Consider the following 14,291-nt stretch of genomic DNA (forward strand, 5'->3'; position numbering starts at 1 on the left):
CGGTGACGGAGAAGATAGCATCGAGGCCGATACGCCGATGTCTCTGCGTGATGCGATGTCGCTTGAGGACTCCGGGACGGCAACAGTGGCTGAACCCATCTTTTTGGACAGCCCGGTCGTAGATTTCGGTCAATCCGCGGGAATGACGCTGGAGCAATTCGAGTCGCTGGCCCTCCAGAACAACCCGACCATCGCTGAGTTGGTTGCGACCACGCAGAAAGCGGCTGGATATCGGACCCAAGTGAGCCTGCGAGCCAATCCGAGCATCGGATACCAAGCGAATCAACTCGCCGATCAGGGAACCGACCAGCACACATTTTTCATTTCACAAACGATCGTTACGGCCAACAAGTTGGCGCTCAATCGCAGTGTGTTGAATGAATCCATGCGTGCTCAACTGTTTCACTTGGAAGCCCAGAAATACCGAGTTGCCACGGATATTCGCGTTAAGTTTTACGACGCTCTAGCGGCACAGCGTCGCGTGCAATTGGTCGAAAAGTTTCAATCCGTATCGGACCAAGGGCTAGAATTCGCTGAATTGCGGAAGCGAGCGGAGGAAGGGTCACAGCTGGATGTCGTGCAAGCCAAAGTGCTAAAGAACGAAATCGACTTGCAATTGCGTCAAGCCAAAGTGCGATTTAATGCCGCTTGGCGTGAGTTGGTGGCATTCGCCGGAACACCGCAGATGGCACCAACGGATCTGCAAGGTGAGTTGCCACGAAACGAAACGCCGATGGATTGGAATAGCGTCGCGGCCAACATTGTCGTTTCCAACCCCGAGTACCAAGCAGCCCAGGCGCGGGTGACTCGGGCCAGAGCGTTGATTTGTCGCCACGAAGTTCAGCCGATTCCCAACTTGGATGTCTCGTTGGGTAGTGGTTATGATAACGGGACCAACAACGGCTTGATCAATTTTCAAATTGGTGCACCGATTCCGGTGTTCAACAAGAACCAGGGAAACATCTCTGCGGCCCGAGCAGAATATGTTCGCGCGTCGCGTGAAGTCGAGCGGATTGAAAACGCGATCAAGGCACGGCTGGCGACCGCCGCCGGTGACTTTGACGCCTCCCTGGCCGCCGTCGATCAATACGCGAATGATATCCTTCCCAACGCGCAAGAAGGGCTCGATCTGGCGGAAATTGCCTACAAAGCTGGCGAAACCGATTATGTCCAGGTACTGATTGCCCAGCGGACGTATTTTGAGACCAACCTGCAATACATCTCCGCCCAAGCATTGCTCGGCCAAGCCCGTGCCCGCATCGACGGCTATGTCCTGACAGGTGCGTTGGACGCCGTCACCGACAACAGCGGCGATGACAGCCTACGGGGCCTAACGTTCAGTCAACAGTAGCCCGTTGGCCCGTCTGCTTCGACGAGCGACTGTGGTCGCTAAGCCGGGGGCTTGGGAAGTTCAGCGAAAATTTTCCGCCGTCACCTGATCGGTATGGACCTTTTCGCTGTAAGATCCGATAATACCAGAAATCTGACTCTAGAAAGGCTTTTTGTGTCCGCCGTTTGTCGTCTCACCGCTGTCGCCGCATTGCTGCTGCACCTGATTTTCGGGTGTTCGCTGCATCACGCTGCTGCTTGTGGGAGCCATGACCATGGCGGGTGCGATCATGCTCGTGTGAGCACCGATACACCAAGTGTCCATTCCGATCATTGCTGTGGTCACGACCACGATTGCTCAGGCGAGGACGAAACGGTCGAAGCTGATGAGAACGTCAGCCAATTGGTGGCTCCGTGTTGTGCTTGCGAGTCACAGCCTTGTGATGGAAACCATCCAGGTGGCCATGGAGTCGTTGGATGCAGCTTTGTGCCTTCGAGTGATGTTGTCTTCATCATCGACGCAACGTTGGTTGCGTTTGTGACCTACGAGCACGATTCGACGATGAGTTTGGTCAGGTCGCTCGCGGCCCGTCGATTGCAACAGCGATCGGTAAATGTCGCGACGGACTCGCTCTCCCACTGTGCTTCTCTCTGCACGTGGATCATTTGAATTGGGGAAGTAGGGAATGAGAAATAGGGAATAGGGAAACCGTTCTCGAACTCAACTCATTCCATCTTTTTACCCCGATCATCCTTTTGAATGAATGAATCGCGGACCTCGCTGCGCGCATTGCAACTCGCACTCGCGTTGCAATTTCTCCATTCCTCATTCCCAATTCCTCATTCCCCATTGCAGGGTTCCCCCATGTCCAAATTGAAAAATTGGCTACAGCGTTTGCTTGGCCCTGTGTTGACGGTCTTCGCGATTGCGATCGCAATCGTCGTTGGTGGGTTTGCCTTCACCGACTTTCCGCAAAAGTTGGGGCTGGTGGCAGCGTCCGAAGAAGCCGGTCATGAAGGACACGACCATGGCGAAGGCGGTCACGACGATCACTCAGGGCATGACCATGGCGAAGGCGGGCATGATGACCACGAGGGACATGACCATGGGCACGAGGGCCACGATGAATCGAATTCGATTGAACTTAGTGCGCAGGCCCGTGCCAATTTGAAGCTGACTACGCAAACCGTGTCGGTCGGACAGTTCAATGAATACATCGAAGTGCCTGCAGCGGTGGCCGACTGGCCGGGGCGTACGCATGTCGCAATTACTTCGCCCTTGACCGGCGTGATCAACGCGATCAACGTGTCGCGCGGTGAACTACTCAAAAGCGGTCGACCGTTGTTTACCCTGCGATTGACCCACCAGGACCTTGTCGAAACCCAAGAACAGTTTTTGGCCTCATTAGGCGAACTGGATGTTGAAAAGCGCGAGATCACTCGGCTAACTTCCCTTTCCGGGACGGGGGCCATCGCCGGAAAGACCCTGCTCACGCGTGAATACGAACGTGACAAGTTGATGGCCAACTTGGGTGCGGCCAAACAGTCCATGCTGCTGCACGGTTTAACTCAAAGCCAAGTTCAGAGTATCGAGCAAACGCGAGAACTGATCCGCGAGGTCACGATTTTCGCTCCGACGCTCCATGCCGATCGTTCGCTGCATCATGAATCGCTGCATGAGTCATCGCCTCAATGGCCGTCGGCGAACTCTCAGGCACAGAATCGGACGGTATCGACCAGTGCAAGGTTCGCTTCCATGCAGCCACCGCCACCGATACCGCATCCGGCACATATCGATGCGGAATTCTTGGTAACGCAATTGGATGTCAGCCGAGGCGAATCGGTTCAGGCCGGCCAGAAGCTCGGTCAGCTTTCTGACTACAGCCAGGTTTTAATCGAAGGACATGCCTACCAACGCGACGGTCGAGCCTTGCAGGAAGCGTCGCAAAGCGGAGCAGAGCTGCAAGCCGTGATCGAGTCGCGAGACGGTCGGCCTGAGCTGATCAAAGGTTTGAAGATCGTCTACATCGGCAACGAGGTCGATCGCGTTTCGCGGGCTTTACCATTCTATGTTTCGTTGACCAATGAGGTCGAGCGGTCAGAAGAGATTGGTGGCCAGCAGTATGTCAGTTGGCGCTACAAACCTGGCCAACGGTTGCAGGTTCGTGTTCCGGTGGCTGGATTCGACAACGCCATCGTTGTTCCTAAGGAGGCAGTAGCCGAGGAAGGTCCCGAGCGATTTGTGTTCGTTGAAAACAACGATCACTTTGACCGTGTCGCGGTTGAAGTTTTAGCGTCGGACTCCCTCAACGTCGCCATCAAGAACGATGGCCAAGTTTGGCCGGGACAGTCGATCGCCGTGAGCGGCGCGCACCAGTTGCAAATGGCGCTGAAAAACAAGTCCGGCGGTGCCATTGATCCCCACGCAGGGCACAACCACTAAGGATAGGGAATGAGGAATAGGGAATAGGGAAATGTATAAGACTCATGTTGAATTGCCGGTTTATCGCGACGCTTTTGATGCGGCGATGGAGATTTTTAGGTTGAGTAAATCGTTCCCGAAGGAAGAAACCTATTCGTTGACGGATCAGGTTCGTCGTTCGTCACGAAGCGTCTGTGCGAACATCGCGGAGGCGTGGCGTAAACGACGAACAGAGGCGTTCTTTGTGAGCACTCTGAATATCTCCGAGGCGGAAGCGGCTGAAACGCAGGTCTGGCTTCAATTCGCAGTCCAGTGCAAGTACCTCGCTAACGATGCAGCCCGACCGCTCTACCTGAAATATGACGAAATCATCGCCCAACTCGTACACCTCATCCGAAACCCCACTCAGTGGATTTTGAAGAAGAAGTAGGAACCGTCACGTCGACTTCCTCATTCCCCATTCCTCATTCCCTATTTCTTCCAAATGCTTGACAGAATCATTCAATTTTCGCTGAACAACCGTCTGATCGTTCTGGCGGTTGCCGCCATCATGCTCGGCGTTGGGGCGTGGCAGTCGTTACAGTTGCCGATTGACGTATTCCCGAACCTGAACCGTCCGCGCGTGGTTGTGATGACCGAAGCGCCGGGGATGGCTCCTGAGGAAGTCGAAGCGTTGATCACGTTTCCGCTGGAGACCGCGTTCAATGGTGCTAGCGGCGTCGAAGCGGTGCGCAGTAGCAGCGGTATCGGATTGTCGGTGATCTACGTGGAGTTTGCTTGGGATACCGACATCTACAACGATCGTCAGATCGTCAATGAACGGTTGCAGCTTGCATCGGAGAATCTTCCAGACGGCGTCAAGCCGACGCTCGCGCCGATCTCGTCGATCATGGGCCAGATTCTCATGTACGGCATGTGGAGCGAAGGCGACGTGACCGAACCGATGGAGGTTCGGACGCTCGCGGACTGGGTCGTCAGGCAACGCTTGCTGACAATTCCAGGTGTCTCGCAAGTGTTCACAATGGGCGGCGGACGGATGCAGTATCAAGTGCTGGTTGATCCAGATGCTCTGCGAACATTTGGCCTGACGATGGATCAGGTTCACGAAGCGGTCACGCGGTCGAACTTGAACGCAACGGGCGGTTATCTGGACGAACGCGGTGCAAACGAGTTACTGGTCCGAGGGTTGGGGCGAATTACCAGCCTTGAAGACCTGCGTCAGGTCACGATCACGATGCGCGAAGGTCGTCCGATCACCCTGGCCGATATCGCGAACGTCATCGAAGGCCCGCAAGTCATGCGAGGTGACTCGTCGACCTTCCTGCGAACCGACGATGGTACCGTCGAAGGCGGACCCGCCGTCGTTCTTACCATCAACAAACAGCCCGGCAGTGATACCCGAGCGGTCGACACCGCGATCGCTGAGGCGTTGGAAGAATTGAAAATTTCGTTGCCGGACGATATCCGGATCGCCAACGTCTACTCGCAGCGTTCGTTCATCGACCGAGCGATCGAGAACGTCGTCGAAGCTCTCGCCGATGGGGGAGTGTTGGTGCTGGTCATCTTATTCCTGTTCTTGCTGAACTTTCGGACTACGTTCATTACGCTGACGGCGATTCCGCTTTCAATCATCGCCACCGCTTGTGTGTTCGCCGCATTTGGATTGTCAATCAACACGATGACACTGGGTGGCCTCGCGGTTGCAATCGGTGAACTGGTTGACGATGCAATCGTTGACGTTGAGAACATTTTCCGGCGGTTAAAAGAGAATCGCAATGCGGAATACCCGCGACCGTTATTGCGAGTTGTCTACGAAGCCAGCATCGAAGTACGAAGCAGCGTGGTGTACGGAACGGCGATCGTGGTGCTCGTCTTCATTCCGCTCTTCGCACTCGAAGGGATGGAGGGCAAGCTGTTCGTGCCGCTGGCGATGGGCTACGTCGTTTCGCTGATCGCCTCGCTTGGCGTTTCATTGACGGTCACGCCCGTGTTGGCATCGTTGTTGCTTGTCGGCAAAAAGGTCTGGCGGTTTGTCGTGCCAGTTCTGGCTCTGGGCATTGCGGCGCTAACCATGTACTGGGTCGTGCCGCGAGCGATTCACATTCTACACTTGCCGTTTGAAATGCCTGGCGATCCGTTGTGGTGGACGATCGCCGTGACGCCCGCGATTTGGGTTTTGCTCAATGTAATTGAATGGATGCTCGGCGGCGAGGAGGCCGAAGAAGGCCGTTTGCTTGAAGGCCTGAAGGGACTCGCTGGATTGGCTATCGGATTCAGCACGCGATTCGCGGGCGCCGTTCTCGGTGTCGCCGTCGTGATGGTCGCTTTTGCGTTGTTTGCCGTGACGCAACTGGAGAGTGACTTCCTGCCGCCGTTCAACGAAGGTGCCGTTCAGGTGAACGCTCTGCTCGCGCCGGGAACGTCGCTGGCTACCAGCAACAAGATCGGCGTCACCGTGCAAGAGCGATTGATGGAAATTGAGTCGGTCAAGTCGGTCGCTCGCCGAACGGGCCGAGCCGAGCTAGACGAGCACGCCGAAGGCGTCAACGTGACCGAGTTGTTCCTGGAAATGGAAGACGATGCCGATCGCGAGAAGACGCTGGAAGTCATTCGCGAGACGATGGAGGACATTCCCGGCGTCGTTTCCAGCACCGAGCAGCCATTGGCTCACTTGATCAGCCACATGATCTCGGGTGTGAAAGCTCAAATCGGCATCAAACTCTTCGGTGACGATCTGGACGTTCTGCGGAACAAAGCTGAAGAAATGAAGCAACGAATCTCCGGTGTCGAGGGACTGACCGACGTCGTCATTGAGCAACAGACCAATATTCCGCAGCTTCGTATCGAACTCAATCGTGCGGCGTTGAACCAGAACGGTTTGCAACCTGCCGACGTGATGGAGTTGGTCGAAACGGCGATGAACGGGACGGTGGTCAGCCAAGTGCTGCTGGGGCAGCGAACCTTCGATCTGATGGTCCGCATGGACGAACCGTTTCGCGAAGATGTCAGCAAGCTCAAACGTCTCGCGGTCCCACTTCCCGACGGCGGGATGGTGCCGCTCGATTCGGTCGCCAATATCTACGAAAGCGGCGGACCGAACATGATCAAGCGTGAACAAGTCCGTCGCCGGATTGTGCTGCAAGCCAACGTTTCCGAACGCGGAGTGGTCGACGCCGTGGGAGACATCAAAACCGAACTCGCCGATATGGAATTGCCACCTGGCTATTTCATCGAATACGGCGGGCAGTTTGAGAGTCAACAGTCAGCGTCACGTCGACTGATGGTCCTTTCCTGCGTCGCACTGCTGGGTATGTTCCTGGTGCTCTACACGCTGTTTGGAAACGTCAATTTCTCCATGCAGGTCTTGGTCGCGCTGCCAACCGCGTTCATCGGAGCGGTCGCGGCGCTGGTCATTACCGATCAAAACCTGACAGTTGCGGCAATGGTCGGCTTTATTTCACTATGCGGGATTGCTAGTCGTAACGGCATCTTGTTGCTCAATCACTACATCCATTTGGTCGAGCACGAGGGTGAATCATGGACTCGCGAAATGGTTCGCCGAGCGGGTCAAGAACGGATGGCTCCGGTGCTGATGACCGCACTGACGTCTGGCATCGGTTTGTTGCCCCTAGCCCTCGCCGCGGGCGAACCCGGTAAAGAGATTTTGTACCCCATCGCCACGGTAATCGTCGGCGGATTGCTTACGAGCACGCTGGCAGAGTTCTTCGTCCGACCCGCGTTGTTCTGGACGATCGGTCAGGGTGCCGGAAAGCAAATTGTTCGAGACCATATGGAAGGGTTGGAGAGTACGGAATCCAGCGCCACCGTCCACACGCCTGCCGAATCGGTGGTCGCGACATGAAAGATGAATCACTGATGCGAGGAACGGTTCCTCGTGCTCGCCCGCTTCAATGGGCAAATTGGTTTGCCGTTTCGGTGCGTTGCCGAAACGATGGTTGTTTGTTTCGAGAAGACTCCCACGGAGGAATGTCAATGTTGAATGTACGGATACTTGCAGTCGCGGCTCTGGTCGCATCGGTCGCGATGGGCAGCATGTTGGTTCACGCTAACGAGCCGAACGCGGCGGCAAAAGAACTGGTCGAATACCGCTTGGAAAAGTGGAAAACGACGCATGCCGAAGGCGACCAGAGTGACAAACTGGTGAAAACGCTCAAGACGCTCCGCTGCGAAGTCAAAGTCGGTTCCCATGGCGGCCATACCGACGTTAACTACCGTTGTCCGAAGTGGCAGAAGCTGGCTCTGAAGAGTCACAAAGAAGCCCACCAATGGGAGAGCTGGTTGAAGAAGTACGGGTTCGAGACCAAGCACGCTCATTAAGACATGGGGAATCGGGAATGGGGGACAGGAAACTTCGTCCTATCCCCCGTTCCATTCCTCATTCCCAATTCCTCATTCCCAATTAAGAAAAAATGAAAACTCATCTACTCACGCTGGCCCTTGCTTGCACTACCTTCGTCGGCTGCTCGGAAAAAGACGTTCAAGTCTCTGAAGCACCGGAATCATCCGAACCGATCGTGATGGATGAGTTGCCGCCGATGATGGACATGGGCGGACATCCCGAACACGGACCACACGGCGGTGAACTGGTCGAACTCGGTAAAGAAGCATTTCACATCGAAATGATGCACGGCACCGGTGCGGTGGCACTCTATGTGCTGGATGGCTCCGCAACCAAACCGGTCGCGATCGAAGCCGAAAAGCTAACCGTCAGCCTGAAGCATGACGGGGAAGTGAAGTCGTTCGAGCTTCCTGCCAACCCACAGGCCGAAGACGAATCAGGCAAGTCCTCGCGTTTCACATCCACCAGCGCCGAGATGGACCAGTGGATGGAAGCCGGAGCCGAGGGAGCCGTCATCTTGCAGATTGATGGCAAGTCGTTCACTGGGAAGATTTCGCACGACCATGACCACGAAGGACATGACCATGGTAGCCATGAAGGACACAACCACTAATGAGAGTGCCCCAGTCGATCGCGGTGTGTCACCGTGATCGGCAAGGTTTCCGGCCTCGCATACGACTAGCCTCGTGAGGCCGGGAACCGCTTTTTGAATTGCTTCTACTATTTTCGACGAAAAGGACTTCGATCGACACGAAAACATCCGTTGCCCGAATCGTTTGCCATCATGAACAAGAAAGCATCTCCAACTTGGACGCTCATCGGAGCCTGTCTCGCATCTGCGGCGTTAGCCGGTGGTGCTGTCTATTTTAGCGTCCCCTATTGGTCCAGTGCTTCGGTGGCTCAGGGGCAGGACTCCGCCGGTGAAGGCGATGGCCACGGCCATGAGGGAGAGGAGGAAGAAGGCCACGAAGAGGAGGGCGAAGAAGTCGTTGTCACGCTGCCAAAGGAAATGTGGGAGGCATCCAAACTAAACGTTGAGCCTGTCACTCGACAAACCGTCAATATCCAGACGTGGGCAACGGGCAAGTTAACGCTCAACGAAGACCGCAGTGCCAACATCTATTCCATCACCGAAGGACGGGCACACGAAGTGTCGGTCAATCTAGGTGATCGCGTCGACGAAGGCCAAACACTGGCAATCATCGACAGCCGCGAAGTGGGCACGGCAAAACTCGAACTCTACCAAGCTCGGTTGCAGCAAAAGTTTGCCAAACAAGCCAATGATTTTGCCCAACGGGTGAAAACGAATGCCCTGCAGTTGATTGAGGCGCTCGACCGCAACGCATCGGCGGAGGAAATCGAAAAGACACTTGGTGACAGGCCGATTGGGAAATACCGAGAGCAATTACTCGGTGCCTACACTGCCCTTGTGCAGGCACAAACGGATTTCGATCGGATTGAACCCATTGCCAACACCGGTGCAATCGCCGGCAAACAACTGATCGAGGCCAGGGCGAATCTAAACACCGCGAGAGCAAGTTTCAATGCAGTTCTCGAACAACTGCGATTTGCCGTTCCGCAAGATGCCCTCGAGGCAGAGCAGGCTGTCCAGCAAGCTCAACAAGCGATTGAAGTCGCAAAGGCAAAACTGAATATCCTCGGTTACGACGATGCCGAGCTTGAAGACATTCAGCCAGACGAAAAAGGAGGACATCTATCGCACTACGAAGTCGTCGCCCCCTTCGCGGGAACCATCATTGCTAAGAATGTGGTGCTGGCCGAACGCGTTGGAATTGACACCGAGATGTTCCGGCTGGCTGACTTGTCGACCGTGTGGGTGCAAGCTGACATCTATCAAAAAGACCTGCCCGCGATCGCGCAGCTTGGTGATACGTTGACGTTTCGCGCACCGACGGCCAGCGATGGTTCATTGCACACGCACACCGCGAGCATTTTCTACCGAGGTGACGTCCTTGATCCCGATACGCGGACGCTGCGTCTGCAGGCGGTTGCCGACAACGAAGATCGGCACCTGAAGCCGGGAATGTTTGTCGAGATTGAAATCCCGTCTCAGGATTCGCAGAACATCCTGGCGATACCCGAGTCGGCCATCCAGGAAGTTGAGGACACGAAAGTTGTTTTTGTTCAGCAGAGTGAAACTGAGTTTCGTAAAGTCCCGGTTGTCACGGGTACATTGTCCGACGGCATCATCGAGATTCGCCAAGGATTGAAGGTTGGCGACAAAGTTGTCACCTCGGGCGGATTCGCATTGAAGTCGGAACTGATGAAGGGAGAGATCGGCCACGGTCACTAATTCATCATGATCAATCGCATCATTGACATCTCCCTGAACAATCGCATCGTCATCCTGCTGGGTGTCGTCTTGCTTGTCGTTGCCGGCATCTATTCAATGCTCCGGCTGCCAGTAGACGCGGTGCCTGACTTGACGAATGTGCAAGTCCAAGTGCTTACCACTTCGCCGGCGCTCGGTCCGGTTGAAATGGAACAGTTTGTGACCTTCCCGGTCGAAACCGCGATGAGTGGCATTCCCAAGGTCACCGAGATTCGCAGTGTCACCCGCTTCGGCCTTTCCAATGTGACGGTGGTCTTCGAGGAAGGTACGGATATCTATTGGGCCAGGCAACTCGTCGGTGAAAGGTTGACCCAAGCACGCGCTGAAATCCCTTCCGACATCGGCGTGCCCACCATGGGGCCGATCGCGACGGGCATGGGTGAGATTTACCAGTTCGAGGTTCGCGCCAAAGAGGGTTACGACTACAGCCTCCAAGATTTGCGAACGATACTCGACTGGAACGTTGCGTTTCAATTGCGCGGTGTTCCGGGCGTCATCGAAGTCAACACGTTCGGCGGTGAACTGAAAACCTACGAGGTCCAAATCGACCCTAACGCGATGCTGAACTATGGCATCGCGTTGCAGCAGGTCTTCGATGCTTTGGACCGCAACAATGCCAACGCCGGTGGCGGGTACATCCAGCATTATGAGGAACAACGACTGATCCGCGCCGAGGGCTTGGTCGAATCACTCGATGATATCGCCAACATCGTTTTGGACAGCCGTGAGGATGGCACACCGATCCTCATTCGCGACATTGGCGAAGTGCAGTTTGCGCCGCTGCTGCGACAAGGCTACGTCACGCGGGATGGACGTGGCGAAGCCGTCGTCGGAATTGTCATGATGCTGATCGGTGAGAATTCGCGGGTGGTCGTCGAGGACGTCAAGGCGGAAGTCGCCGAGATACAAAAGTCTCTACCCGAAGGTGTCTACATCGACCCATTCTACGACCGCACGGAGTTGGTCCAGCGAGCCGTCGATACGGTGGTGGAGAACGTCAGCGGCGGAGCGATCCTGGTCATCATCATGTTGTTCTTGCTCGTTGGCGATTGGCGAGCCGGTTTGATCGTCGCTTCGGCAATTCCGTTGTCGGCCTTGTTCACCTTCATGGCGATGAAATACTTCGGTGTATCGGCCAACCTACTCAGCTTGGGCGCTTTGGACTTCGGCATCATCGTCGATGGGTCCGTGGTGATGGTCGAGAACGTAATTCGACAGGTCGGATTGGCCAAGCAACGCAATCCCGATCTGCAAAAGGCACCGTTGAATGTATTCCGCGAAGCCAGCCATGAAGTTGCCCGACCGATCCTGTTCGCCGGTGCGATCGTGATCATCGTGTTCATTCCGATCCTGTCGCTGCAAGGTATCGAGGGGAAGATGTTCGGCCCGATGGCGTTCAGCTTCATGTCGGCATTGGTCGGTGCGTTGATCGTCTCTTTGACCGTGATGCCCGTGCTCGCGTCGTTGTTCTTGGCGCGTAAGTTCACGCAAAAAGACCCATTTTTGATTCGATGGGCCAAACGTGGATACGAACCTCTGTTACGTCGCAGCATGAAGCATCCCGTGGCGATTGTCTGTATCGCAACCGCGTCGCTGGCAATCGGCATCTTGATCGCAAGCCGCTTTGGGGCTGAATTCGTTCCGAAGCTGGACGAAGGTGACATGGCGATTCAGGCCGTCCGGCTTCCGAGTGTTTCACTGGAACGTTCGATCGAGATGACCACCGACATCGAACAGACCTTGCTCGATGAATTCGGCGGGGAGGTTAAATCGGTCGTGTCGAAAACAGGGCGTCCCGAGATAGCGACCGATCCGATGGGCGTCGAAGCGAGCGATATCTTCGTGATCATGAAGCCGCGGGAGGAGTGGCGTTTCGATGATAAGCAGGAATTGATTTCCGCAATGAGCGAATCGCTCAACAAACGCATCCCCGGAAACAACTTCAGCTTTACACAGCCGATTGAACTGCGTGTTCAGGAATTACTCTCGGGCGTCCGCAGTGACATCGGCATCAGCCTGTACGGTGACGATCTCGAAACCTTACAACGCATCGGCAACGAGATTGCGGGCGTGGTTTCCCAGGTACCCGGTGCGGCCGATGTGCAGCCCGAGCAGACCGGAGGCTTGCCGTACATTCAAGTGAAGATTCTGCGTGACCAGATCGCTCGCTACGGCATCAATGCCGGCGACGTGCTCGACGCGGTCGCAACGATTGGTGGAAAAGATGCGGGTGAAGTTTTTGAGGGTCAAAAGCGTTTTCCGCTGATGGTCCGATTGGCACCCAGGTATCGCGAGGACTTGGAGTCGCTCAAGAAGATACGCATCGCCGATAAGAGCGGCCGGCAAATCCCACTGGAGCAACTTGCCGAAATCACGGTTGGTCCGGGGATCGCCCAAATCAGTCGCGATGAAATCCAACGTCGGTTCCTGGTGCAGGTCAATGTGCGTGGTCGCGACCTGGCCAGTTTTGTGGGTGAAGCCCAAGCGGCAGTTGAATCGCAAGTTGAACTTCCACCGGGTTACCGAGTGACTTGGGGCGGACAATTCAAGAACTTGCAGGACGCGGTCGGTCGACTGTCCATCGCTGTTCCTTTGGCGTTGTTTCTGATTGGATCACTACTCTACCTGACGTTCAATTCAGTGAAATTGGCGTTGCTGATTTTCTTGAACGTGCCCATTGCCACCGTCGGCGGCATCTTGGCGTTATGGATACGCGACATGCCGTTCTCCATTTCTGCCGGCGTCGGTTTCATTGCCTTGTTTGGTATCGCGGTGATGAACGGTGTCGTTCTGATCGAACACATCCGCGCACTTCGAGAGCGCGGCCAGGGAATCGACGATTCTGTATTTACCGGTGCCGTCGATCGACTGCGTCCCGTCCTGATGACCGCGACCACGGACGCTCTTGGTTTCTTGCCGATGGCGTTCTCCACCAGTAGCGGTGCCGAAGTGCAACGACCGCTCGCGACAGTGGTGATTGGCGGGGTGATCACGTCCAGCCTACTAACGTTGATCGTCCTGCCGTCGATCTACCATTGGTTCGAGCCGAAGGAAGAGGGGGAGACAGGAGATGGCGAGTCTGGGAGTGAAGGAGATGAGATTGAACGGCGGGAGGCAACGTGATGATTCAGAGGCAATCCCAAAGAAGACGGGAAGCAGACGAACGACGCCCGCTTCCCATTTTCACTTTCTCTATTTGCAATCTTCAATCGACAGTCTTCAACCTAGTGGTGTCCGCCGACGCCGAGGTGCAGGCGTCCGACATCAAGATGGACACCGCCGTGACCACGGTAGGCTGGTCGGTACGAACGATAACTCGGTGCGTAGTGACTGCCGTAAGCCGAACCATAAGAGGGAATCGCGTTGTAGCGGCGCGCGATTCCGTGCCCAGTTATTCCGTGCCCACCGTAGTAACTTCGGCCACCGGTGTAGCCGTGTCCGTAACTGGAGTGGCCTCCGCCATGACCCACGTAGCCGTGGCCGCCGTTGTAAACGTGACCACCGCCGTGATGCACGTCAGCAGCGCTCGCTTCGGCAGAGGGAATCAGGAATGTCAGGGCGGCACCCGCGAAGGCGATCATCAAAAAGCGTTTCATGGTTCAAATCCTTTAGGAGGAGACGGGAGGGAACGCTTGCTTGATAACGCAGCTGGCGTGCCAAAGCGTGGAACCTCGCTAAAACACGGTCTTTTTGCGTTTTTCGGCAGAATCAATCTGACGAAGTGTATTCAATGTGACCTACGAGCGCCGTCATTTTGGTGTCATCCTTTCGCGTCTTCGTGCCCAAGAGTGGTGATCCGATGAGCGGACAAGGCAATGTTCGGCGTT

At 55.5% G+C, this 14,291-nt stretch carries 10 protein-coding genes; 8 read left to right on the forward strand and 2 right to left on the reverse strand.

Annotated elements, in window-relative coordinates; translation table 11 throughout:
• Window positions 1-1,351, forward strand: a 1,351-nt coding sequence (locus tag B2R17_RS04270; RefSeq protein ID WP_286762991.1) for a TolC family protein, incomplete at its 5' end; no start/stop codon positions are given.
• Window positions 1,352-1,489: 138 nt separating this feature from the next.
• On the opposite strand, the gene B2R17_RS04275 is transcribed toward B2R17_RS04270, so the two are convergent.
• Entirely contained in the window at window positions 1,490-1,654 is a 165-nt protein-coding gene (locus B2R17_RS04275; RefSeq protein WP_286762992.1) for a hypothetical protein, read from the reverse strand.
• A 540-nt stretch (window positions 1,655-2,194) separates the two neighbouring features.
• Between B2R17_RS04275 and B2R17_RS04280 the strand changes: the two genes are divergently transcribed.
• The 7 genes from B2R17_RS04280 to B2R17_RS04310 all read left to right on the forward strand — a co-directional run bounded on the left by B2R17_RS04280 (window position 2,195) and on the right by B2R17_RS04310 (window position 13,587).
• Window positions 2,195-3,772 (forward strand): efflux RND transporter periplasmic adaptor subunit, encoded by a 1,578-nt coding sequence (locus B2R17_RS04280; protein WP_286762993.1) that lies wholly within the window; start codon window positions 2,195-2,197, stop codon window positions 3,770-3,772.
• A gap of 31 nt (window positions 3,773-3,803) precedes the next feature.
• Complete coding sequence (locus tag B2R17_RS04285; protein WP_286762994.1) at window positions 3,804-4,181, forward strand: four helix bundle protein; 378 nt, start codon at window positions 3,804-3,806, stop codon at window positions 4,179-4,181.
• 54 nt (window positions 4,182-4,235) lie between these two features.
• Window positions 4,236-7,613: an efflux RND transporter permease subunit gene (locus B2R17_RS04290; protein WP_286762995.1), complete on the forward strand. Its 3,378-nt coding sequence runs from the start codon at window positions 4,236-4,238 to the stop codon at window positions 7,611-7,613.
• Window positions 7,610-8,089 (forward strand): hypothetical protein, encoded by a 480-nt coding sequence (locus tag B2R17_RS04295; protein WP_286762996.1) that lies wholly within the window; start codon window positions 7,610-7,612, stop codon window positions 8,087-8,089. The genes B2R17_RS04290 and B2R17_RS04295 overlap by 4 nt, the downstream gene beginning before the upstream one ends.
• Before the next feature lie 92 nt (window positions 8,090-8,181).
• A complete protein-coding gene (locus B2R17_RS04300) occupies window positions 8,182-8,724 on the forward strand; it encodes a hypothetical protein (RefSeq protein WP_286762997.1) in 543 nt (180 codons plus the stop codon).
• 171 nt (window positions 8,725-8,895) lie between these two features.
• Entirely contained in the window at window positions 8,896-10,425 is a 1,530-nt protein-coding gene (locus B2R17_RS04305) for an efflux RND transporter periplasmic adaptor subunit (RefSeq protein ID WP_286762998.1), read from the forward strand.
• A gap of 6 nt (window positions 10,426-10,431) precedes the next feature.
• The gene (locus tag B2R17_RS04310; RefSeq protein WP_286762999.1) at window positions 10,432-13,587 is read left to right on the forward strand and encodes an efflux RND transporter permease subunit; all 3,156 of its coding nucleotides are present in this window, start codon (window positions 10,432-10,434) and stop codon (window positions 13,585-13,587) included.
• Window positions 13,588-13,688: 101 nt separating this feature from the next.
• Here the strand turns inward: B2R17_RS04310 and B2R17_RS04315 are convergent, their stop codons facing one another.
• The gene (locus B2R17_RS04315; protein ID WP_286763000.1) at window positions 13,689-14,060 is read right to left on the reverse strand and encodes a hypothetical protein; all 372 of its coding nucleotides are present in this window, start codon (window positions 14,058-14,060) and stop codon (window positions 13,689-13,691) included.
• Window positions 14,061-14,291: the final 231 nt, after the last annotated feature.

Origin of the sequence: Rhodopirellula sp. UBA1907, from assembly GCF_002337565.1 — a bacterium.
GTDB lineage: Bacteria > Planctomycetota > Planctomycetia > Pirellulales > Pirellulaceae > Rhodopirellula > Rhodopirellula europaea.

Bases quoted from the DNA above. Each gene is read 5' to 3' on its own strand.
- B2R17_RS04275 (WP_286762992.1), bottom strand. From the start codon at position 1,654: ATGGACACTTGGTGTATCGGTGCTCACACGAGCATGATCGCACCCGCC.
- B2R17_RS04280 (WP_286762993.1), top strand. From the start codon at position 2,195: ATGTCCAAATTGAAAAATTGGCTACAGCGTTTGCTTGGCCCTGTGTTG.
- B2R17_RS04285 (WP_286762994.1), top strand. From the start codon at position 3,804: ATGTATAAGACTCATGTTGAATTGCCGGTTTATCGCGACGCTTTTGAT.
- B2R17_RS04290 (WP_286762995.1), top strand. From the start codon at position 4,236: ATGCTTGACAGAATCATTCAATTTTCGCTGAACAACCGTCTGATCGTT.
- B2R17_RS04295 (WP_286762996.1), top strand. From the start codon at position 7,610: ATGAAAGATGAATCACTGATGCGAGGAACGGTTCCTCGTGCTCGCCCG.
- B2R17_RS04300 (WP_286762997.1), top strand. From the start codon at position 8,182: ATGAAAACTCATCTACTCACGCTGGCCCTTGCTTGCACTACCTTCGTC.
- B2R17_RS04305 (WP_286762998.1), top strand. From the start codon at position 8,896: ATGAACAAGAAAGCATCTCCAACTTGGACGCTCATCGGAGCCTGTCTC.
- B2R17_RS04310 (WP_286762999.1), top strand. From the start codon at position 10,432: ATGATCAATCGCATCATTGACATCTCCCTGAACAATCGCATCGTCATC.
- B2R17_RS04315 (WP_286763000.1), bottom strand. From the start codon at position 14,060: ATGAAACGCTTTTTGATGATCGCCTTCGCGGGTGCCGCCCTGACATTC.